Origin of the sequence: Enterobacter sp. Ap-867 (assembly GCF_011752855.1) — a bacterium.
Lineage (GTDB): Bacteria > Pseudomonadota > Gammaproteobacteria > Enterobacterales > Enterobacteriaceae > Cedecea.
Genome location: NZ_VWWS01000001.1, coordinates 569,954 through 591,557, shown reverse-complemented (window position 1 = coordinate 591,557; position 21,604 = coordinate 569,954). Strand labels below are relative to the sequence as shown.

Below are 21,604 nucleotides of genomic sequence, written 5' to 3'. Positions count from 1 at the left end.
AGTTTTATTTGGCCACGAAAACATCACTTACTTACTATATGTTGCTAATCTGACAGTACTTCATATTTCCTCCATCATTACGGGGCTATTGATTACTAAACTAGTCACATTAAGCCTAATCGTTTCAGAAAGAGAACACGTCATCTATGAAAGGCACGCAGACTTCTCGCTGGTTGTGGATTACAGCCTTTATTCTGGTGGTGATTGCCGCCGTCTGGTTCTGGCGCAGCCACAATACATCTTCGGGGACTCAGCCCCAGGCTAAATCAGGCCAGACATCCGCCCAGGGCGGCCGACGCGGAATGCGCGGCGGTGCGCTGGCCCCGGTTCAGGCTGCAACGGCAACCAGTGAAGCCGTGCCGCATTACTTAACCGGCTTGGGCACTATCACCGCGGCCAATACCGTGACGGTGCGCAGCCGCGTTGACGGGCAACTTCTGGCCATTCATTTCCAGGAAGGCCAGCAGGTAAAAGCCGGTGATTTGCTGGCAGAAATTGACCCGAGCCAGTTCAAAGTCGCCCTGGCTCAGGCCCAGGGGCAGTTGGCTAAGGATCAGGCCACCCTGGCAAATGCTCGCCGCGACCTCGCCCGCTACCAACAGCTGGTAAAAACCAACTTAGTCTCCCGCCAGGACCTCGATACTCAGCTGTCGCTTGTGGAATCCACACTCGGCACGGTTAAGGCCGATGAAGCCAGCGTTGCCAGCGCTCAGTTGCAGCTTAACTGGAGTCGCGTCACCGCCCCTATCGACGGCCGGGTTGGCCTGAAGCAGGTCGATATTGGCAACCAGATCTCCACCAGCGACACCAACGGTATTGTCGTGCTGACGCAAACGCACCCGATTGACCTGGTGTTCACCCTGCCGGAAAACGACATCGCCACGGTGATTAAAGCGCAGAAAGCCGGCGAAACGCTGAGCGTTGAAGCCTGGGACCGCACCAACAGCGCAAAACTCAGCAGCGGTAAACTGCTGAGCCTTGATAACCAAATCGATACCACCACCGGTACCATCAAGCTGAAAGCGCGCTTTGATAATCTGGATGACGCTCTGTTCCCAAATCAGTTTGTGAACGCCCGTATGCTGGTGGACACCCAGCAAAATGCCGTGGTGATCCCAGCCGGTGCGTTGCAAATGGGCAATGAAGGCCACTTCGTCTGGGTACTGAACGGCGATAACAAAGTCAGTAAACACCTGGTTACGCCGGGAATTCAGGACAGTCAGAAAGTCGTGATTAGCGCCGGCGTTTCCGCAGGCGATCGCGTGGTGACCGACGGTATTGACCGCCTGACGGAAGGCGCGCAGGTTGAGGTTGTCGAACCGCACAGCGCGGCCGACGATAACGCCAAACCTGCCGCCCAGGCAAAATCCGGCCACAAACACAACGGAGCACGCTCCTGATGCAGGTGTTACCTCCAGGCTCCACGGGCGGCCCTTCCCGCCTGTTTATTCTTCGTCCAGTTGCCACCACGCTATTGATGGTGGCTATCCTGCTGGCGGGGATTATTGGCTATCGCTTTCTCCCGGTATCAGCGCTACCGGAGGTGGACTACCCTACCATTCAGGTGGTCACGCTCTATCCCGGCGCCAGCCCGGATGTCATTACTTCGGCGATCACTGCCCCACTCGAACGCCAGTTTGGGCAGATGTCCGGCCTGAAGCAGATGTCATCGCAAAGCGCCGGAGGGGCGTCGGTTATCACCCTTCAGTTCCAGCTGACGCTGGCGCTTGACGTTGCCGAGCAGGAAGTGCAGGCGGCCATCAACGCCGCGACAAACCTCCTGCCCACTGACCTGCCAAACCCGCCGGTTTACAGCAAGGTCAACCCGGCGGATCCGCCTATCATGACGCTTGCCGTGACCTCAACCGCCCTGCCGATGACGCAGGTGGAAGATATGGTGGAAACCCGCGTAGCCCAGAAAATCTCCCAGGTTTCTGGCGTAGGTCTGGTTACGCTGGCGGGCGGCCAGCGCCCCGCCGTTCGCGTTAAATTGAACGCTCCGGCGATTGCCGCACTCGGCCTGACCAGCGAAACCATTCGCACCGCCATCACCAATGCCAACGTCAACTCTGCCAAAGGCAGCCTTGACGGCCCGGAGCGCGCCGTCACGCTCTCCGCCAACGACCAGATGAAGTCGGCCCAGGAATACCGGGATTTAATCATCGCTTATCAGAACGGCGCGCCAATCCGCCTCGGGGATATTGCCACCGTTGAGCAAGGGGCAGAGAACAGCTGGCTCGGCGCCTGGGCAAACAAGCAGCAGGCCATAGTGATGAACGTCCAGCGCCAGCCTGGGGCCAACATCATTGAGACGGCAGACAGCATCCGTCAGATGCTGCCGACGCTGACTCAAAGCCTGCCGAAGTCGGTTGAAGTAAAACTGCTCAGCGACCGTACCACCAACATTCGCGCCTCCGTGACAGACACCCAGCACGAGCTGATGCTGGCCATTGCGCTGGTGGTGATGATCATTTACCTGTTCCTGCGCAACGTGCCGGCCACCATCATTCCTGCCGTCGCCGTGCCGCTGTCGCTGGTCGGCACATTTGCGGTGATGGTATTCCTTGATTTCTCCATCAATAACCTGACGCTGATGGCGCTGACCATCGCCACCGGGTTCGTGGTGGATGATGCCATCGTGGTGATAGAGAACATTTCTCGCTACATCGAAAAAGGCGAGAAGCCGTTGGCCGCCGCGTTAAAAGGCGCCGGGGAAATCGGCTTTACTATTATTTCCCTGACCTTCTCGCTGATTGCGGTACTCATCCCCCTGCTGTTTATGGGTGATATCGTGGGCCGTCTTTTCCGCGAGTTTGCCGTGACGCTGGCAATTTCTATTTTAATCTCCGCCGTGGTTTCGCTGACGCTTACCCCGATGATGTGCGCCAGAATGCTGAGCCACGAATCATTGCGTAAGCAGAACCGTTTCTCCCGCGCCAGCGAGAAGATGTTTGATAACATCATTGCCGCCTATGGCCGCCTGCTAAGCAAAGTGCTGAATCATCCGTGGCTGACGTTGAGCGTTGCTTTTGGCACGCTGGCGTTGACCATTGTGCTGTGGATCTTTATCCCCAAAGGCTTCTTCCCGATTCAGGATAACGGCATTATCCAGGGCACGCTGCAGGCTCCGCAGTCGGTCTCCTTCGCCAGCATGGCCCAGCGTCAGCAGCAGGTCGCGGACGTGATACTGAAAGATCCGGCGGTGGAAAGCCTGACGTCGTTTGTCGGCGTAGACGGCACCAACCCTTCGTTAAACAGCGCCCGCCTGCAAATTAACCTTAAGCCGCTCAGCGACCGTGATGACCGCATCCCGACGGTGATTGACAGATTGCAGCTGAATGTCGCCAGCGTCCCGGGCGTGCAGCTTTATCTGCAGCCGATCCAGGATCTGACTATCGACACCACAGTGAGCCGCACCCAGTACCAGTTCACCCTGCAGGCGACCTCGCTGGACGAACTGAGCACCTGGGTGCCGCAGCTGGAAGACAAGCTTAAAACGCTGCCTCAGCTCGCGGATATCAGCAGTGACTGGCAGGATCAGGGGCTGATGGCCTACGTCAACGTTGACCGCGACAGCGCCAGCCGCCTCGGCATCAACATGTCATCGGTGACCAGCGCCCTGTATAACGCCTTCGGCCAGCGCCTTATTTCAACCATTTACACCCAGGCCAACCAGTATCGCGTGGTACTCGAACATGACACTAGCACCACGCCAGGGCTGAGCGCGCTCGACAACATTCGCCTCACCAGCAGCACCGGCGGCAGCATTCCATTAAGCGCGATTGCGAAGGTGGAGCAGCGCTTTGCCCCGCTGTCGATCAATCACCTCGACCAGTTCCCGTCCACCACGTTCTCCTTTAACGTGCCGGAAGGGCAATCGCTGGGCGACGCGGTGAACGCCATCACCTCGGCGGAAAAAGAGCTGGCGATGCCATCCGATATCACGACGCAGTTCCAGGGCAGCACCCTCGCCTTCCAGGCCGCGCTGGGCAGCACCATCTGGCTGATTATTGCTTCGGTCGTGGCGATGTACATCGTGCTTGGCGTGCTGTATGAAAGCTTTATCCATCCGATCACTATCCTGTCGACGCTGCCCACGGCGGGCGTTGGCGCGCTGCTCGCATTGATGCTGGCGGGGGCCGAACTGGACGTTATCGCTATTATCGGCATCATTCTGCTCATTGGTATCGTGAAGAAGAATGCGATCATGATGATCGACTTTGCGCTGGCCGCCGAGCGTGAACAGGGCATGGCCCCGTACGAAGCGATTTACCAGGCCTGTCTGCTGCGTTTCCGTCCGATTCTGATGACCACGCTCGCCGCGCTGCTGGGTGCACTCCCGCTGATGCTTTCAACCGGCGTTGGCGCAGAACTTCGCCGCCCGCTGGGTATTGGCATGGTGGGTGGCCTGCTGCTCAGCCAGGTGCTGACGCTGTTTACCACGCCGGTGATTTACCTGCTGTTCGACCGCCTGTCGCACTACACGCGCCGTCGTTTCGGCCGACAGCATGAGGAGGCGTAAGTGAAGTTTTTTGCCCTCTTCATTTACCGACCGGTGGCGACGATTTTATTGACCGTCGCCATTACCCTGTGCGGCGTGCTGGGCTTCCGCCTGTTGCCGGTTGCCCCGCTGCCGCAGGTCGATTTTCCGGTGATCATGGTCAGCGCCTCGCTGCCGGGCGCGTCGCCGGAAACCATGGCGTCGTCCGTGGCCACGCCGCTGGAGCGTTCCCTGAGCCGCATTTCCGGGGTCAACGAAATGACCTCGTCCAGTTCGCTGGGCAGCACCCGCATCATTCTGGAATTTAATTTCGACCGTGACATCAACGGTGCCGCGCGGGACGTGCAGGCGGCGATTAACGCTGCCCAAAGCCTGCTGCCAAGCGGGATGCCGGGGCGGCCAACTTACCGCAAGGCCAACCCGTCCGACGCGCCGATCATGATCCTGACGCTCACCTCCGATACGCTATCGCAGGGTGAACTGTATGATTTTGCCTCCACGCAGCTCGCGCAAACCGTCTCACAAATCGACGGCGTGGGCGACGTGGACGTCGGCGGAAGCTCTCTGCCCGCGGTGCGCGTGGACCTCAACCCACAGGCGCTGTTTAACCAGGGCGTGTCGCTGGATGCCGTCCGGACTGCAATAAGCAATGCCAACGTTCGCCGTCCCCTTGGTTCGGTAGAAGACAGTACAAGCCGCTGGCAAATTCAGACCAACGACGAGCTAAAAAAAGCGGCAAACTATATGCCGCTTATCGTGCATTACAATAACGGTTCGGCCGTACGGCTTCAGGATGTCGCCAACGTCACCGACAGCGTACAGGACGTGCGTAACGCCGGGATGACCAACGCCAAACCAGCCATTTTGCTGATGATTCGCAAGTCGCAGGAAGCGAACATCATCGAAACCGTGGACCGCATCCGCGCCAAAATACCCGAACTACGAGAAACCATTCCGGCTTCTATCGACCTGCAGGTAGCCCAGGACCGGTCGCCAACCATTCGCGCCTCGCTGGCCGAGGTAGAACAATCGCTGGTGATCTCCGTGTCGCTGGTGATTCTGGTGGTGTTTCTGTTCCTTCGCTCAGGGCGAGCCACTTTTATTCCGGCTGTGGCCGTGCCGGTGTCGCTGATCGGGACTTTTGCCGCCATGTATCTGTGCGGCTTCAGCCTCAATAACCTGTCGCTTATGGCGCTGACCATCGCCACAGGTTTTGTGGTCGATGACGCCATCGTGGTACTGGAAAACATTTCCCGTCATTTGGAAGCGGGCGTGAAGCCCATGCAAGCGGCGCTCCAGGGCGTGCGGGAAGTGGGCTTTACCGTGTTGTCCATGAGTCTGTCGCTGGTGGCGGTCTTCCTGCCGCTGCTGTTGATGGGCGGTCTGCCGGGGCGCCTATTCCGCGAGTTTGCGGTCACACTTTCGGTCGCTATCGGGATTTCGCTGGTGGTGTCGCTCACGCTCACGCCGATGATGTGTGGCTGGCTCCTGAAGAACCGTCCGCCGGAAAAGAGAAACAAAAACCGTGGATTTGGTCGCCTGCTGATTGCCATGCAGGGCGGTTACGCCCGGTCGTTGAAATGGGTGCTAAACCATACGCGGCTGGTGGGCATGGTGCTGCTGGGGACGATAGCCCTGAGCGTCTGGCTCTACATTGCGATCCCAAAAACCTTCTTCCCGGAACAGGACACCGGCAGGCTGATGGGCAATATTCAGGCCGATCAGAGCATCTCTTTCCAGGCCATGCGCGGTAAGCTGCAGGACTTTATGAAGATCATTCGTGAAGATCCGGCGGTGGATAACGTCACCGGCTTTACCGGCGGCTCTCGGGTTAACAGCGGCATGATGTTTATCTCACTTAAGCCATTGAGCGAACGCCAGGAAACCGCCCAGCAGGTGATTGACCGACTGCGCGGCAAGCTTGCAAAAGAGCCCGGCGCCAACCTCTATTTAATGGCGGTGCAGGATATTCGCGTTGGTGGCCGTCAGGCGAACGCCAGCTACCAGTACACGCTGCTTTCCGATGAGTTAAGCGCCCTGCGAGAGTGGGAGCCGAAAATCCGTAAAGCGCTGGCGGCGCTGCCGGAACTGGCTGACGTTAACTCCGACCAGCAGGATAACGGCTCGGAGATGGACCTGATTTACGACCGTGAAACCATGTCGCGTCTGGGGATCAGCGTCTCGGATGCCAACAATTTGCTCAACAACGCCTTTGGTCAGCGCCAGATTTCCACCATCTACCAGCCGTTGAACCAGTATAAGGTGGTCATGGAGGTCGACCCGCGCTACACCCAGGACATCAGCTCGCTCAACCAGATGTTTGTGATTAACAGCGAAGGGAAGTCGATCCCCCTGTCCTACTTTGCCAAATGGCAGCCAGCGAACGCCCCGCTGTCGGTTAACCATCAGGGGTTGTCCGCCGCATCAACCATCTCGTTCAACCTGCCTGACGGGGTATCGCTTTCTGAAGCCAGCGACGCCATCGACAGAACCATGACCTCGCTGGGCGTACCCACTACCGTGCGCGGCAGCTACGCCGGGACGGCACAGGTGTTCCAGCAGACGATGAACTCGCAGGTGATTCTGATTCTGGCAGCCATTGCCACGGTGTATATCGTGCTGGGTATATTGTACGAAAGCTACGTTCACCCGCTGACCATCCTCTCGACGCTGCCTTCTGCGGGCGTCGGGGCGCTGCTGGCGCTGGAACTTTTCGGCGCCCCCTTCAGCCTGATTGCGCTAATCGGTATCATGCTGCTGATAGGTATCGTGAAAAAGAACGCCATTATGATGGTGGACTTCGCAATAGAGGCGCAGCGTAAGGGCGATTTAAGGCCGGAAGAGGCGATTTTCCAGGCCTGCCTGCTGCGCTTCCGCCCTATTATGATGACCACGCTGGCCGCGCTGTTTGGCGCGCTACCGCTGGTGCTAACCAGCGGGGATGGCGCAGAACTTCGTCAGCCGCTGGGGATCACCATCGTAGGCGGGCTGGTGATGAGCCAGCTGTTGACGCTTTACACCACGCCGGTGGTTTACCTGTTCTTTGACCGACTGAGATTGCGCTTTAGCCGCAAACCCCGTGAAAGTAAGGCTCTGTCCGTATGACTGATTTGCCCACCGCCGTTCGCTGGCAGTTATGGATTGTCGCTTTTGGCTTCTTTATGCAGGCGCTGGACACCACGATTGTGAACACCGCGCTTCCCTCGATGGCGCACAGTCTGGGCGTAAGCCCGCTGCACATGCACTCGGTGGTGGTGGCCTACGTGTTAACGGTTGCGGTCATGCTCCCGGCAAGCGGCTGGCTGGCGGACAGAGTGGGCGTGCGCAATATCTTCTTCACGGCGATAATTCTTTTTACCCTCGGGTCCCTGTTTTGCTCCAACGCCTCAACGCTCAACGAGCTTGTTCTCGCCCGCGTCGTGCAGGGCATTGGCGGGGCCATGATGGTACCGGTGGGGCGCCTCACGGTGATGAAAATCGTGCCGCGGGCGCAATATATGGCGGCGATGACCTTCGTGACGATCCCAGGCCAGGTAGGCCCCCTGCTCGGCCCTGCGCTGGGCGGCGTGCTGGTGGAGTACGCCTCCTGGCACTGGATTTTCCTGATAAACATTCCTGTCGGCATTGTCGGGGCCATCGCTACCCTGTGGCTGATGCCCAACTACACCATGCAAACCCGTCGCTTTGATATTTCCGGCTTCCTGCTGCTGGCGTTTGGGATGGCGGCGTTGACCATTGCGCTGGACGGACAAAAAGGCCTGGGCATTTCCAGTGAAACGCTCGGGTTGCTGATCCTTGGCGGGGTTATCGCCATTCTGCTTTACCTGTGGCATGCGCGGGACAACGAAAACGCGCTGTTCAATCTCAATCTGTTCAACACGAAAACCTTTTCGCTTGGCCTGCTGGGCAGCCTGTGCGGGCGCATCGGCAGCGGCATGTTGCCGTTTATGACGCCGGTGTTTCTGCAGATTGGGATGGGTTTCTCGCCATTCCATGCCGGGCTGATGATGGTCCCAATGGTGCTTGGCAGCATGGGCATGAAGCGTATCGTTGTGCAGGTCGTCAACCGCTTCGGCTACCGCAACGTGCTGGTCGTCGCCACGCTCGGCCTGGCGCTGATCACGCTGATGTTTATGGGGACGGCCCTGATGGGCTGGTTCTGGCTGCTGCCGGTCGTCCTGTTTGTACAGGGCATGGTCAACTCCATGCGCTTCTCTTCCATGAATACGCTGACGCTAAAAGATCTGCCGGATGACCTCGCCAGCGGCGGCAACAGCATGCTCTCAATGGTCATGCAGCTTTCCATGAGTATCGGCGTGACCGTCGCGGGCCTGCTGCTGGGCATGTTTGGCCACCAGCAGCTTCCGGTGGGTGGGGAACAGGCTCACAGCATCTTTATGTACACCTATTTCTGCATGGCGCTGGTCATCGCCCTTCCGGCATTGCTGTTTACCCGCGTCCCAAATGACCGTTCAGAAAACACGGTCATCAGCCGCCGTAAAAGGAGCGAAACATGAAACTTTACCGCTCCGGGATCACCGGGAAATTATTCCTCGCCATATTCTCCACCTGCCTGCTGGTGCTGGCCATCATGCACTGGGGCGTGAGGTTAAGCTTTGAGCGTGGCTTTATCGACTACATCAAACGCGGCAATACTCAGCGCATTGAGATGCTGAGTGATGCCCTGGGCGAACAGTATGCGCTGCACGGCAACTGGCGCTTCCTGCGGCACAACGACAGGTTTGTGTTTCAGATTTTACGTTCGTTTGAGCGCGAAGGGGATGAAGCTCACGGCATGCCGCCGCAGGGCTGGCGCACTAAGTTTTGGGTGGTCGATCAAAACTATCAGGTTCTGGTTGGCCCGCGAGAGAAGCTCCCTCCAGACGGGATGCGCAAACCGATTAACGTCAATGGCCAGGACGTTGGCTGGGTGATTGCCTCCCCCATTGAGCGTCTGACCCGCAATACCGACATTAACTTCGATCGCCAGCAGCGGCGCACAAGTTGGATCATCGTCGCCCTGTCCAGTTTGCTGGCGGCAGCGGCCACCTTCCTGCTTGCCCGTGGCCTTCTGGCCCCGGTGAAACGCCTGGTTGAAGGTACGCACAAGCTGGCCGCCGGAGATTTTTCCACCCGGGTCGCGGTCGGCAGCCAGGATGAGCTGGGGCGGCTGGCACAGGACTTTAACCAGCTTGCCAGCACCCTGGAAAAAAACCATAAAATGCGCCGGGCTTACATGGCGGATATTTCTCACGAGCTGCGCACCCCGCTTGCCGTTTTGCGCGGTGAGCTAGAGGCAATTCAGGACGGCGTGCGTCAGTTTACGCCGGAGTCCGTCACGTCACTGCAGATGGAAGTCGCCACCCTGACCAAGCTCGTTGACGACCTGCACCAGCTTTCCATGTCCGATGAAGGCGCGCTGGCCTACCAGAAAAAATCGCTGGATATCATTGCGCTGCTGGAAGTGGTTGCCGGGGCATTTCGATCCCGTTTTGAGTCACGCGGGCTGACAATACGCCTTGCGCTACCGGAAACCGCGACTATTTTCGGTGACGGAGACCGCCTGATGCAGCTGTTCAACAATCTTCTGGAAAACAGCCTCCGCTACACCGACAGCGGTGGGCAACTTGTGATCGGCGGTAAAATTGTGAATCAGCAGTTTGTGATGAGCTTTGACGACAGCGAACCCGGCGTCTCAGACGAGCAGCTAGGCCAGCTGTTTGACCGTTTTTACCGTGCGGAAGGCTCCCGTAACCGCGCCAGCGGCGGCTCAGGGCTGGGCCTGTCTATCTGCCAGAATATTGTGACCGCCCATGGCGGAACGCTAACCGCCTCCCATTCACGCTTTGGCGGCGTTAGTATTACCGTTGAACTTCCTCTGGAAACAGAAACGTCGAGGACACTATGACCGAGCTACCGATTGACGACAGTACGCCCCGTATTTTGATCGTAGAAGATGAACCTAAGCTTGGGCAGTTGCTCATCGACTATCTCCGCGCGGCAAGCTATGCCCCTACTCTGCTGAACCACGGCGACCAGGTGCTGCCGTATGTTCGCCACACGCCGCCGGATCTCATTCTGCTGGATTTGATGCTGCCCGGCACAGACGGCCTGACGCTGTGCAAAGAGATTAGACGTTTCTCCGAAGTCCCCATCGTCATGGTGACCGCCAAAATAGAAGAAATTGACCGTCTGCTGGGGCTGGAAATTGGCGCCGACGACTATATTTGCAAGCCTTACAGCCCGCGCGAAGTCGTCGCCCGCGTGAAAACAATTCTCCGCCGCTGCAAGCGTCAGCTTGCCATTTCCGCCGGGTCGGAAGAAAGTCCGCTGGTGATTGATGAAGGCCGTTTCCAGGCTATCTGGCGCGGTAAACTGCTGGATCTCACCCCCGCCGAGTTCCGCCTGCTAAAAACCCTGTCCCACGAGCCGGGGAAGGTGTTCTCCCGCGAAATGCTGCTGAACCATCTGTATGACGACTACCGCGTGGTCACCGACCGCACCATCGACAGTCACATAAAAAACCTGCGCCGCAAGCTTGAAGCGCTGGATACCGATCAGTCGTTTATTCGCGCCGTTTACGGGGTGGGTTATCGCTGGGAGGCGGACGCCGGGCGAGTAATTTAAACTCATATCCGGGACGACTACTTTTAGTAGACTGCTCAGAGAACCCAAAAAACTCTAAGATAGAACACAGGCCGGTCAACATTGACCGGCGTCTTCCCTGCAAGGAGGTTGTCGTGGAAAAGTATGTTTTCTATAGCCGGGATATTGCTTTCAATATCTACCCGAAGGCATCTCTTGGTGTGGAAGAGAAAAAAGAGTTGGCTGCTGATGGATTTAAAAAAATTGGCTTCGAGATACTGGCGACGGATGAAGCCGCCGCGCTCGACAAGTTCATCGCGCATTTCAAAGAAAATACCGAAGCACTGAAAGAGTACACGGAGAATATTGCCTTCGCGTCGCTCCTTTTTGTCGGTATCCCGCTCATCGCCTGAATCCGCAAGACGGTTTACTCCCCAGCCTCACGGCGCTACAATTCCCGCCCTTAAATTGTGGTAATCCACTCGACTTTAGCCGCTTCACCAGATGGAGCGGTTCTGACCTGATATCAGAACGAGAACTTCATGTTTAAACCGGAACTCCTCTCCCCGGCGGGAACGTTGAAAAATATGCGTTACGCTTTCGCCTACGGTGCAGACGCCGTCTACGCTGGCCAGCCGCGCTATTCACTGCGCGTGCGCAATAACGAATTCAACCACGAAAACCTCCAGCTAGGGATCAACGAAGCCCACGCGCTGGGTAAAAAATTCTACGTGGTGGTGAACATTGCCCCGCATAACGCCAAGCTCAAAACCTTTATTCGCGACCTTAAGCCGGTTATCGACATGGGCCCGGATGCGCTGATCATGTCCGATCCAGGGCTAATCATGATGGTGCGCGAGGCGTTCCCGGAAATGGACGTTCACCTCTCCGTGCAGGCTAACGCCGTTAACTGGGCGACAGTGAAGTTCTGGAAGCAAATGGGGCTGACGCGCGTGATTCTTTCCCGCGAGCTGTCGCTGGAAGAAATCGCCGAAATTCGCGAACAGGTTCCAGAAATGGAGCTGGAGATCTTCGTCCACGGCGCGCTGTGCATGGCGTATTCGGGCCGCTGCCTGCTCTCCGGCTATATCAACAAGCGAGATCCTAACCAGGGAACCTGCACCAACGCCTGCCGCTGGGAATATAAGGTTCAGGAAGGCAAAGAAGACGACATCGGCAATATCGTCCACGTGCACGAGCCAATTCCGGTGCAAAACGTTGAGCCTACGCTTGGCGTCGGCGCCCCAACGGACAAAGTGTTTATGGTGGAAGAAGCCAAACGTCCAGGCGAATACATGACCGCTTTCGAAGACGAGCACGGCACCTACATCATGAACTCGAAAGATCTGCGCGCCATTGAGCACGTGGAGCGCCTGACAAAAATGGGCGTGCACTCGCTGAAAATCGAAGGCCGTACTAAGTCCTACTACTACTGCGCACGTACCGCGCAGGTGTATCGTCGCGCCATTGACGACGCCGCAGCGGGCAAGCCGTTCGACCCTACGCTGCTGCAAACGCTGGAAGGCCTGGCCCACCGTGGCTATACCGAAGGATTCCTGCGCCGACATACCCACGACAGCCATCAGAATTACGAGTACGGGCACTCCATTTCCGAGAGCCAGCAGTTTGTGGGCGAGTTTACCGGCGAACGCCGGGGTGATCTGGCGGCCGTGGCGGTGAAAAACAAATTCCTGCTGGGCGACAGTCTGGAAATGATGACCCCGCAGGGGAATATCACCTTTACGCTGGAAACGCTGGAAAACGGCAAATCCCAGCCGATAGACGTGGCTCCAGGCGACGGTCATACCGTATGGATGCCTGTACCTCAGGAGATAGCGCTGGATTATGCTCTACTGATGCGCAATCTCTCTGGTCAGACAACCCGTAAACCGCACGCAAACTAGTGAATTAGGGTTATTTTTCGCGCTAAGAGCATTCTTAGAAACCGATCACATACGGTTACACAAGATAACGTTATTATCCGCAAGCTGAAAAACATAACCCATAAATGCTAGCTGTACCAGGAACCACCTCCTTGGCCTGCGCAATCTCCCTTGCGCAGGCTTTCTTTTTTCCGCTGATTCAGCCAGTTCTTACTCCCCCGCGCCCACTTTGCTCTACACTTTGATAATGCTCACTTTTCTGAGGTAAGTCATGGAGAGATCCCCGCATTCATTTTTGATTCTGAACGGTAAAGGCGCCGGTAACCCACAGCTGCGCGAGGCCGTGCATACGCTGCGTGAGGAAGGTTACACCTTGCATATCAGGGTGACCTGGGAAAAAGGTGATGCCGAACGTTACATTGACGAAGCCCTGAACCTCGGCGTAGACACCGTGGTTGCCGGCGGCGGTGACGGCACAATCAATGAGATTGCCACCTGCCTCGCGAAGCTTTCTGCGGGCAGCCGCCCGGCATTGGGCATTCTCCCGCTGGGGACAGCCAACGACTTTGCCACCAGCGTCGGTATTCCTGAGGACTTTGAAAAAGCGCTGCGCCTCGCGCTGTTTGGCAAAGCCGCCAATATCGACCTGGTGCAGGTCAACGATGAAGCCTTCTTCATCAACATGGCGACCGGCGGATTTGGCACACGCATCACCACCGAAACGCCGGAAAAACTCAAAGCAGCGCTTGGCGGCGTCTCATACTTTATTCACGGTTTAATGCGCATGGACATGCTCAAGCCGGATCGCTGCGACATTCGCGGAGAAGGCTTTAGCTGGCAGGGCGACGCATTAGTGATCGGCATCGGTAACGGTTGCCAGGCCGGCGGCGGGCAACAGCTTTGCCCGGAGGCGTTGATCAACGACGGGCTGCTTGATCTACGGATTTTCACCGGTGAAGACCTGCTTCCTGCGCTGTTGACTACGCTCACGCGCCCGGATGAAAACCCAAACATTATTGAAGGGAAATCGGCCTGGTTTGAGATTTCGGCCCCGCACGATATTACCTTTAACCTGGACGGGGAACCGCTGAGCGGACGGCATTTTCGCATTGAAGTGCATCCGAATGCGCTGGCCTGTCGTTTACCGCCTAATTGCCCGCTATTGGGGTAAGCCAGCACGGTGAAGCCTTTTCGCCTCTCCCTTCCAGGGAGAGGGTTAGGGTGAAGGTAATAATGCCACAGTATAAAAATCCGCATAAAAAAGCCCTCATAAAAGAGGGCCTTATAATCTTACTTAACAGAGCTTAAGCGATGGTCACTTTCTCATTCAGGTAAACATCCTGCACGGCGTTGATCAGCCTCACGCCGTCGACCATTGATTTCTTGAACGCTTTGCGCCCCAGAATCAGCCCCATACCGCCCGCACGTTTGTTGATCACCGCCGTACGCACCGCATCTGCCAGGTCAGTTTCACCGCCTGCGGCACCGCCGGAGTTGATAAGGCCGGCGCGGCCCATATAGCAGTTAGCCAGCTGGTAGCGCACCAGGTCGATAGGGTTGTCGGTGGTCAGCTTGCTGTAAACTTTTTCGTCGGTATAGCCAAAGTTTACCGCTTTATAGCCGCCGTTATTCTCCGCCATTTTTTGCTTTACGATATCGGCCCCGATAGTCGCCGCCAGGTGGTTAGCCTGCCCGGTTAAGTCGGCGCTGACGTGATAATCCACCCCGTCTTTTTTAAATGCGGAGTTACGCAGATAGGCCCAAAGCACGGTGACCAGGCCAAGTTCATGCGCACGCTCAAAGGCGGCGGAGATCTCTTCAATCTGGCGGCGGGATTCCGGTGAACCAAAGTAAATCGTGGCCCCGACAGCAACGGCGCCCATGTTGAAGGCCTGCTCTACGCTGGCGTACAGCGTCTGGTCGTAGGTGGTCGGGTAGCTCAACGTCTCATTGTGATTAAGCTTCACCAGGAACGGAATGCGGTGGGCATAGCGGCGTGAAACCGAGGCCAGTACGCCATAGGTAGAAGCCACGCAGTTACAGCCTGCCTCGATGGCCAGTTCAACGATGTTTTTCGGATCGAAGTAGAGCGGGTTCGCGGCGAAAGAAGCCCCCGCCGAGTGTTCAACGCCCTGATCGACGGGAAGAATAGAGAGGTAGCCAGTCCCAGCCAGACGCCCGGTGTTGTACAGCGTCTGCATGTTTCGCAGCACCGCAGGCGGGCGATTGTTGTCTACCATCACCCTGTCAACGTAGTCCGAGCCGGGCAGATAAAGCTGGTCTGCCGGAATAGTCATACAACGATGCTGTAACAAGCCGTCGGCATCTTTGCCAAGCAACTGCGCAATATCAGTCATAATACGCTCCCGTAAAGGCAGCGAGCCCCCTGCCCGCTGCGCATGAAGAATCCTGTTCTGCCGGGTCGAAAAAACCGGCCGCACTAATCCTGGTACCGACGGCGGGGATTTGCCAGTTCAAGCGCACTTTTGCCTCCTTTCCAGGAGTAAAGCCAGGTGGCCACCCCGGCTATTTTTGCAAAGGCGATCATAGAATCGACGCAAAGGTATTTAAAAGGTATTATTAATTGGTATGGTTAAGGCACACCCTACACCTGTCATGAAGGTCCTGAGCATGAAACGTACAACGATTAGCCTTTCGTTCATGATGTTTATGGAATGGTTTATCTGGGGCGCCTGGTTTGTGCCCCTGTGGCTGTTCCTCAACAAAAGTGGTTTTACCGCCGGTGAAATCGGCTGGTCCTACGCCTGCACCGCCATCGCTGCTATTCTGTCTCCTATTCTGGTCGGCTCGCTGACCGACCGCTTCTTTGCCGCACAAAAAGTACTGGCGCTGCTGATGTTTGTCGGCGCCGGGCTGATGTATCTGGCCGCCCAGCAAACGGAGTTTGTCTATTTCTTCCCGCTGCTGCTGGCTTACTCGCTCACCTATATGCCAACCATCGCGCTGACCAACAGCATCGCGTTTTCCAACGTCGACGACGTGGAGCGTGATTTCCCGCGTATTCGTGTGATGGGCACCATCGGCTGGATTGCCTCCGGGATCGTGTGTGGCTTCCTGCCGCAGATAATGGGCTTTAGCGATATCTCGCCAACCAACGTGCCGCTGCTGATCACCGCCATCAGCTCGGTTATGTTAGGCGTATTCGCTTTGTTCCTGCCGAACACGCCGCCGAAAAGCACCGGCAAGCTCAGCCTGAAGGTGATGCTGGGCCTGGACGCGCTGGTGCTGCTGAAGGACAAAAACTTCCTGGTCTTCTTCTTCTGTTCCTTCCTGTTTGCGATGCCGCTGGCGTTCTACTACATCTTCGCCAACGGCTATCTGACCGAAGTCGGGATGCACAACGCCACGGGCTGGATGACGCTTGGCCAGTTCTCGGAAATCTTCTTTATGCTGGCGCTGCCGTTCTTCACTAAGCGCTTTGGTATTAAAAAGGTTCTGCTGCTGGGCCTGATCACCGCCGCCATCCGCTACGGCTTCTTTGTGTACGGCGACGCATCGCACCTGTTCACTTACGGCCTGCTGTTCCTCGGCATTCTGCTGCACGGCGTGAGCTACGACTTCTACTACGTCACCGCCTACATTTACGTAGACAAGAAATCCCCGGTGTACATGCGCACCGCGGCGCAGGGGCTGATCACCCTTTGCTGCCAGGGCTTCGGCAGCCTGCTCGGCTACAGCCTTGGCGGCAAAATGATGGAAAAAATGTTTGCTTACTCCTCACCGGTGAACGGTCAGACCTTTAACTGGGCGGGGATGTGGGGCTTTGGCGCAATAATGATTGCCGTCATCGCCGTGCTGTTCATGGTCTTCTTCCGCGAGTCGGACAAAGAGATTGCTGCCATCGCCGTTGCCGGTGATGAATCTGAAAAAGTATTAAAGGAAGCGTAACAATGGAAAATCGTATTCTGGGAGCCTTTTACGGCCAGATGTTAGGTGATGCGATGGGGATGCCGTCCGAACTGTGGCCGCGCTCGCGGGTGAAGGCCTACTTCGGCTGGATAGACAAGTTCCTGCCGGGTCCGGCAGAAAACAACGCCGCCTGTTATTTTGCCCGCGCTAAGTTTACCGATGACACCTCAATGGCGCTGGCGCTGGCGGACGCCATCATCGAGCACCACGGGGTTATCAACCCGGACGCCATTGGCCGCCATATTCTGGCGTGGGCAGAAGGGTTCGACGCGTTTAACAAAAACGTGCTCGGCCCGACGTCGAAAATAGCCCTGAATGCGATTAAACAAGGCACGCTGGTAAGCGAGCTGGAAAACAACGGCGTAACCAACGGGGCGGCGATGCGTGCCTCCCCGCTTGGCTGCCTGCTGCCCACGGCCAGTCTCGATGAGTTTGTGGACGAGGTCGCGCTAGCTTCGAGCCCGACGCACAAATCAGATCTGGCCATTGCCGGGGCAGTCGTTATTGCCTGGGCCATTTCCCGCGCTATCGACGGCGCAAGCTGGGCCACAATTTGCGATGAGATGCCCTCCATCGCCCGCCACGCGCAGGAAAAACGCATCACGACATTTAGCGCGTCCCTCGCGGCACGCCTGGAATTAGCGCTGAGCGTGGCAAGAAAAGCGCGCGGCACCGAATCCGCCATGGAAGAGATTTACCAGCTGGTCGGCACCGGTACCAGCACCGTTGAGTCGGTACCGGCGGCGATTGCGATGGTCGAGCTGGCGAAAACCGACCCTAACCGCTGCGCCATCCTGTGCGCCAATCTCGGCGGAGACACCGACACCATCGGCGCTATGGCCACCGCTATCTGCGGCGCGCTGAACGGCGTGGAAAGCATCGACCCGGCGCTGAAACAGGAGCTGGATGAAGAGAACCAGCTCGACTTCACGCGCTACAGCCGCATCTTTATGGCCTATCGCCAGCAAAGAGAGGCCAGCCATGAAGCCAAATGAACTGCTGAGCAAACTGCCCCAGCTGCAGGCTCAACGCCCGGTTTGCGTGCTCGGTTCGGCGGTGATTGACGTCATCGCCGACGCCTACGCCCTCCCGTGGCGCGGCTGCGATATCGAACTGCATCAGCAGGGCGTGAACATTGGCGGCTGCGCGCTGAACATCGCCATCACGCTTTCGCGCCTCGGCATTGACTCGCAGAACGCGCTGCCAATTGGCCAGGGCACTTGGGCCGACATTATTCGCAACAGCCTGGAAAAACAGCACATCCGCAGCGAGATCCACACCGATACGGGAGACAATGGCTGGTGCCTGGCACTGGTCGAACCCGACGGCGAACGCACCTTTATGTCGTTTCGCGGCGTCGAGCATCAGTGGAATCAGGCCTGGCTTGACGGCCTGACCATCCCGCCAGGTAGCCTGCTCTCGCTCTCTGGCTACCAGCTTGCCGGGCCGTGTGCGGAACTGCTCGTTGGCTGGCTGGAGTCGCTGCAGGAAATTACCCCGTTCATCGACTTTGGCCCGCGTATCGCAGATATCCCGCAGCCGCTGCTGGCGCGGATTATGGCCTGCAAACCGATTGTTTCGCTCAACCGTCAGGAAGCGGCGATTGTTGCCGAATGGCTTGAAGTGGAAGCGGAAAATATTGAAGCGATTTGCCGTGCATGGCTCACCCGCTACGGCAGCCCGCTAATCGTTCGTTTAGATAAGGACGGCGCGTGGTTTGCGGCCGGCGATAACATAGGGATCGCTGCGCCCTTCCCGACTACCGTCGTGGATACCATCGGCGCGGGCGACAGCCATGCGGGCGGCACAATTGCGGGCCTGGCGGCAGGCTGGAGCCTGGAAGAAGCAGTCAGCCTCGGGAATGCGGTAGCCAGCTACGTGGTCGGCCACCGGGGCGGGGACTGCGCGCCAAAACTCGCGCAGCTCGAGCAAACCTTACTCCTCGCAGACGAAAACGTATAAGTCGCTGCGGCAATGGCTGATGCTGTACTCGATGGGCCGGTTGTGCGGGTCGAACGCCACCTGTTTGATGACCAAAACCGGCACCGGCGTTTCCAGTTTGATGTGTGACTGGAATTCGCTGTCCGGCATTCTGGCGCTGACCCGGCTGCGGGTGCGCTGCGGAATAATGTTCTGGCTGCGGAAGTAGTCGTACAGCGAAACGCCAATCTCATCCGGGTCGGCAATCAGCCCGGTCGGCACGTAAGACTCTTCGATAGACACCGCATCTTCATCCACGTAGCGAATGCGCTTGAGCAGGAAAACCTCGCTTTCCGCCGGGATCGCGAGTTGTTCAGCCACGTCTGCCGGGCATTTCACCACGCGTTTGTTCACCCACAGCGTATTTGGCTTTTTACCCCGAAGCACAACCTGCTGCGAAAAGCCCCTGGCCTCTTTCAGCGAATACTCAAACGTCGCATTAATTTGCGTCCCGTAGCCGCGCGAACGCGTCACCACGCCGTCATCTTCCAGCGCCTGCATCGCCTTGCGCACGGTAATGCGTGACACCCCCGTGAGCTGGCTGAGATCGCGCTCCCCCGGCAGGATATTGCCCTGCGGCAACAGGCCCGCGCGCACGGCGTTTTTCACCGTTTCGGCAAACTTGAGGTACAGAGGAGCGTTATCCGGAGCGGAAAAGCGCTGTTTGAGCTGTTCAACTAACTGGTGATGAGCCTGTTCCATGGTACGCAATTGTCCGGCAGGGAAGATGAAGCCAGTATAGTACCACTGGTATTACGCTGGCTAAAAACTTCTCTTTTAACCGACAGTTACCACCATTCGTGAAAATGATGTACCGGGCCGATACCGTGCCCGACCTCCAGCGAATCCGCCTGAGCCAGCGCCTTCGACAACCAGATTTTTGCGGCAGCCACGGTTTGCGCCCAGTCGTCATGGCGGGGGCGGAGCGCAGCCAGCGCGGCAGATAAAGTGCAGCCAGTGCCGTGGGTGTTTTTTGTTTGCACGCGCGGCGCGGTAAAGCGCTGGACATCGTGGCTAGTAAATAGCCAGTCCGGGCTTTCTGCGTCGTCGAGGTGCCCGCCTTTCATCAGCACGGCCTCGCAGCCCATTGCCAGCAGCGCTTCACCCTGTTCGCGCATCTCTTTTTCACTGCGCGCGTGGGGCGCATCCAGCAGCGCTGCCGCTTCCGGGAGATTGGGCGTGATCAGCGCGACATGCGGCAATAGCTTCCGACGTAAGCTTTCTACCGCCGATGGGGCCAGCAGCGGATCGCCGCTTTTCGCCAGCATCACCGTGTCCAGCACCACGTTTGGTACCTTATAGAACGCCAGTCGCTCTGCGACGGCTTCAACGATATCGGCCTCTGCCAGCATGCCAATTTTTGTGGTGTCGATGCGCACGTCGCTCAAGACAGAATCTAACTGCGCCGCCACAAACTCAGGCTCAATACGATAAACGGACTGCACGCCACGGGTATTCTGCGCCACCAGCGCAGTGATCACGCTTGTGCCGTAAGCGCCAAGCGCGGAGAAAGTTTTCAGATCGGCCTGGATCCCCGCGCCACCGCTTGGATCGGTTCCGGCAATAGTTAATGCGTTGATGCGTTTCATGCCAGCCCCTCCGCGTTAAGCAGATAAAGGGCGTCGAGGAAGGCTGGGGTAAAACTGCCCGGCCCACGGCTGGCGGCGATGGCCTGCTCGCCGGCAAGCGACATAAAGCGGCAGGCGCCGGCGACATTGTCCAGCCTGTCTCCCGGTAAAGCACAGCACGCAGCAACCACGGCGGAAAGCGCGCAGCCGGTGCCGACCACACGCGTCATGAGTTCTCCCCCGCCGGTCACGGCAAACGTTCGTTCGCCATCGGTGACGTAATCAGTTTCTCCGGTTACGGCAACCACTGCACCGGTTTCGCGCGCCAGCTTTTGCGCCGCCGGGATCGCCGAAAGTGCATCATCGGTGCTGTCTACGCCACGGCCTCCGGCCTGCTCCCCTGCCAACGCCATGATTTCAGACGCATTACCGCGAATGGCGGCGGGTTTCAGTTGAATAATTTCGCGAGCGAAGCGCGTGCGGAAAGCCAAACCACCCACGGCGACCGGGTCTAGTGCCCACGGCGTTTCGGCGCTATTGGCGGCGTGAATAGCAGCCAGCATCGCCGTCGCGCGTTCTGAAGTCAGGGTGCCAATGTTGATCAGCAGCGCGCTGGCAAGCCCGCTAAATTGTGCCGCTTCTTCGGCTTCAATCACCATCGCCGGGGCAGCCCCAAGCGCCAGCAGCACGTTAGCGGTAAAGGTTTGCACTACGTCATTGGTCATGCAGTGAACCAGCGGCGAATGCTGACGGAGGTGGTGTAAAACAGAGGCGGCGGTTGCGCCGGGTAGCAGGTCAGGTTGCATAACGGTAAGGCTCCTGTCCGGCGTGAAAGAAGGGACGCCGGACAGGCATCTGACTTCCCTACGCTGGCATTATCCAGATCAGGTGGTACGGGTATTTCTCAGCCTTCACAAAGAAGGGCACCCCGAGTCATTTACAGCAATATGTTGTGATTAATGCAGGTCATTAATCCGTGCAGAGGATGGTAATGCCAGCGGGAAGTCTTGTAAACGGCAAAAACGGTCATCATCCCGTCGAATTTAGCCGCTCCACGCCCTTCTGCCATCAAGCGGCCCGCGAGTAACTGCACTTTCAAACGTAAGCGCCTTACCCCTTTTCACCCCGATTGTAACAGCGGTGTGAGCAGCCTGGCA

General features: G+C 57.6%; 17 protein-coding genes and 1 riboswitch. Of the genes, 12 read left to right on the top strand and 5 right to left on the bottom strand.

Annotated features, from left to right (window positions below):
- The first annotated feature begins 146 nt into the window (after window positions 1-146).
- From F3J26_RS02705 to yegS, 9 genes are all read left to right on the top strand, one after another.
- A complete protein-coding gene (locus F3J26_RS02705; protein ID WP_166991194.1) occupies window positions 147-1,400 on the top strand; it encodes an MdtA/MuxA family multidrug efflux RND transporter periplasmic adaptor subunit in 1,254 nt (417 codons plus the stop codon).
- Window positions 1,400-4,522: an MdtB/MuxB family multidrug efflux RND transporter permease subunit gene (locus tag F3J26_RS02700; RefSeq protein WP_166991191.1), complete on the top strand. Its 3,123-nt coding sequence runs from the start codon at window positions 1,400-1,402 to the stop codon at window positions 4,520-4,522. Before F3J26_RS02705 ends, F3J26_RS02700 begins: the two co-directional genes overlap by 1 nt.
- Entirely contained in the window at window positions 4,523-7,606 is a 3,084-nt protein-coding gene (mdtC, locus tag F3J26_RS02695; RefSeq protein ID WP_166991188.1) for a multidrug efflux RND transporter permease subunit MdtC, read from the top strand.
- Entirely contained in the window at window positions 7,603-9,018 is a 1,416-nt protein-coding gene (locus F3J26_RS02690) for a multidrug transporter subunit MdtD (protein WP_166991185.1), read from the top strand. The genes mdtC and F3J26_RS02690 overlap by 4 nt, the downstream gene beginning before the upstream one ends.
- Window positions 9,015-10,409 carry an envelope stress sensor histidine kinase BaeS gene (baeS, locus tag F3J26_RS02685; protein WP_008455130.1) on the top strand — a complete coding sequence of 465 codons (1,395 nt, stop codon included), beginning with the start codon at window positions 9,015-9,017 and terminating at the stop codon, window positions 10,407-10,409. Before F3J26_RS02690 ends, baeS begins: the two co-directional genes overlap by 4 nt.
- On the top strand, window positions 10,406-11,128 hold the full coding sequence (baeR, locus tag F3J26_RS02680) for an envelope stress response regulator BaeR (protein ID WP_008455132.1): 723 nt from the start codon (window positions 10,406-10,408) through the stop codon (window positions 11,126-11,128). The genes baeS and baeR overlap by 4 nt, the downstream gene beginning before the upstream one ends.
- Window positions 11,129-11,241: 113 nt before the next feature.
- Window positions 11,242-11,499, top strand: a complete 258-nt coding sequence (locus F3J26_RS02675; protein ID WP_008455133.1) for a hypothetical protein — start codon at window positions 11,242-11,244, stop codon at window positions 11,497-11,499.
- 129 nt (window positions 11,500-11,628) lie between these two features.
- Entirely contained in the window at window positions 11,629-12,990 is a 1,362-nt protein-coding gene (trhP, locus tag F3J26_RS02670) for a prephenate-dependent tRNA uridine(34) hydroxylase TrhP (RefSeq protein WP_008455135.1), read from the top strand.
- 250 nt (window positions 12,991-13,240) lie between these two features.
- On the top strand, window positions 13,241-14,140 hold the full coding sequence (yegS, locus tag F3J26_RS02665) for a lipid kinase YegS (protein WP_166991182.1): 900 nt from the start codon (window positions 13,241-13,243) through the stop codon (window positions 14,138-14,140).
- A 133-nt stretch (window positions 14,141-14,273) separates the two neighbouring features.
- Here yegS and fbaB read toward each other — a convergent pair whose 3' ends face one another.
- Window positions 14,274-15,326, bottom strand: a complete 1,053-nt coding sequence (gene fbaB / locus F3J26_RS02660; RefSeq protein ID WP_166991180.1) for a class I fructose-bisphosphate aldolase — start codon at window positions 15,324-15,326, stop codon at window positions 14,274-14,276.
- A 259-nt stretch (window positions 15,327-15,585) separates the two neighbouring features.
- Here fbaB and F3J26_RS02655 point away from each other — a divergent pair, with 259 nt between their 5' ends.
- Genes F3J26_RS02655 through F3J26_RS02645 form a run of 3 tightly spaced genes read left to right on the top strand, consistent with a single transcriptional unit; the run spans window position 15,586 to window position 18,861 of the window.
- Window positions 15,586-16,878: a nucleoside permease gene (locus F3J26_RS02655; RefSeq protein ID WP_166992893.1), complete on the top strand. Its 1,293-nt coding sequence runs from the start codon at window positions 15,586-15,588 to the stop codon at window positions 16,876-16,878.
- A gap of 2 nt (window positions 16,879-16,880) precedes the next feature.
- The gene (locus F3J26_RS02650; protein WP_166991177.1) at window positions 16,881-17,894 is read left to right on the top strand and encodes an ADP-ribosylglycohydrolase family protein; all 1,014 of its coding nucleotides are present in this window, start codon (window positions 16,881-16,883) and stop codon (window positions 17,892-17,894) included.
- Window positions 17,881-18,861 (top strand): PfkB family carbohydrate kinase, encoded by a 981-nt coding sequence (locus tag F3J26_RS02645; RefSeq protein ID WP_166991174.1) that lies wholly within the window; start codon window positions 17,881-17,883, stop codon window positions 18,859-18,861. The genes F3J26_RS02650 and F3J26_RS02645 overlap by 14 nt, the downstream gene beginning before the upstream one ends.
- Here F3J26_RS02645 and F3J26_RS02640 read toward each other — a convergent pair.
- The 4 genes from F3J26_RS02640 to F3J26_RS02625 all read right to left on the bottom strand — a co-directional run bounded on the left by F3J26_RS02640 (window position 18,835) and on the right by F3J26_RS02625 (window position 21,546).
- Window positions 18,835-19,581 carry a UTRA domain-containing protein gene (locus F3J26_RS02640; RefSeq protein WP_166991171.1) on the bottom strand — a complete coding sequence of 249 codons (747 nt, stop codon included), beginning with the start codon at window positions 19,579-19,581 and terminating at the stop codon, window positions 18,835-18,837. The genes F3J26_RS02645 and F3J26_RS02640 overlap by 27 nt on opposite strands.
- An 86-nt stretch (window positions 19,582-19,667) precedes the next feature.
- The gene (gene thiD / locus F3J26_RS02635; protein WP_166991168.1) at window positions 19,668-20,468 is read right to left on the bottom strand and encodes a bifunctional hydroxymethylpyrimidine kinase/phosphomethylpyrimidine kinase; all 801 of its coding nucleotides are present in this window, start codon (window positions 20,466-20,468) and stop codon (window positions 19,668-19,670) included.
- Window positions 20,465-21,253, bottom strand: coding sequence for a hydroxyethylthiazole kinase (thiM, locus tag F3J26_RS02630; protein WP_166991164.1), 789 nt, complete (start codon window positions 21,251-21,253; stop codon window positions 20,465-20,467). The genes thiD and thiM overlap by 4 nt, the downstream gene beginning before the upstream one ends.
- 38 nt (window positions 21,254-21,291) lie before the next feature.
- Window positions 21,292-21,388, bottom strand: a riboswitch (TPP riboswitch).
- Window positions 21,385-21,546: a hypothetical protein gene (locus tag F3J26_RS02625; protein ID WP_166991161.1), complete on the bottom strand. Its 162-nt coding sequence runs from the start codon at window positions 21,544-21,546 to the stop codon at window positions 21,385-21,387. (Overlaps the previous riboswitch by 4 nt.)
- Between the last annotated feature and the right edge of the window lie 58 nt (window positions 21,547-21,604).

Excerpts from the sequence above, each read along its gene's own strand:
- F3J26_RS02705 (WP_166991194.1), top strand. The coding sequence starts at position 147 with ATGAAAGGCACGCAGACTTCTCGCTGGTTGTGGATTACAGCCTTTATT.
- F3J26_RS02700 (WP_166991191.1), top strand. The coding sequence starts at position 1,400 with ATGCAGGTGTTACCTCCAGGCTCCACGGGCGGCCCTTCCCGCCTGTTT.
- F3J26_RS02690 (WP_166991185.1), top strand. The coding sequence starts at position 7,603 with ATGACTGATTTGCCCACCGCCGTTCGCTGGCAGTTATGGATTGTCGCT.
- baeS (WP_008455130.1), top strand. The coding sequence starts at position 9,015 with ATGAAACTTTACCGCTCCGGGATCACCGGGAAATTATTCCTCGCCATA.
- baeR (WP_008455132.1), top strand. The coding sequence starts at position 10,406 with ATGACCGAGCTACCGATTGACGACAGTACGCCCCGTATTTTGATCGTA.
- trhP (WP_008455135.1), top strand. The coding sequence starts at position 11,629 with ATGTTTAAACCGGAACTCCTCTCCCCGGCGGGAACGTTGAAAAATATG.
- yegS (WP_166991182.1), top strand. The coding sequence starts at position 13,241 with ATGGAGAGATCCCCGCATTCATTTTTGATTCTGAACGGTAAAGGCGCC.
- fbaB (WP_166991180.1), bottom strand. The coding sequence starts at position 15,326 with ATGACTGATATTGCGCAGTTGCTTGGCAAAGATGCCGACGGCTTGTTA.
- F3J26_RS02655 (WP_166992893.1), top strand. The coding sequence starts at position 15,586 with ATGAAGGTCCTGAGCATGAAACGTACAACGATTAGCCTTTCGTTCATG.
- F3J26_RS02650 (WP_166991177.1), top strand. The coding sequence starts at position 16,881 with ATGGAAAATCGTATTCTGGGAGCCTTTTACGGCCAGATGTTAGGTGAT.
- F3J26_RS02645 (WP_166991174.1), top strand. The coding sequence starts at position 17,881 with ATGAAGCCAAATGAACTGCTGAGCAAACTGCCCCAGCTGCAGGCTCAA.
- F3J26_RS02640 (WP_166991171.1), bottom strand. The coding sequence starts at position 19,581 with ATGGAACAGGCTCATCACCAGTTAGTTGAACAGCTCAAACAGCGCTTT.
- thiD (WP_166991168.1), bottom strand. The coding sequence starts at position 20,468 with ATGAAACGCATCAACGCATTAACTATTGCCGGAACCGATCCAAGCGGT.
- thiM (WP_166991164.1), bottom strand. The coding sequence starts at position 21,253 with ATGCAACCTGACCTGCTACCCGGCGCAACCGCCGCCTCTGTTTTACAC.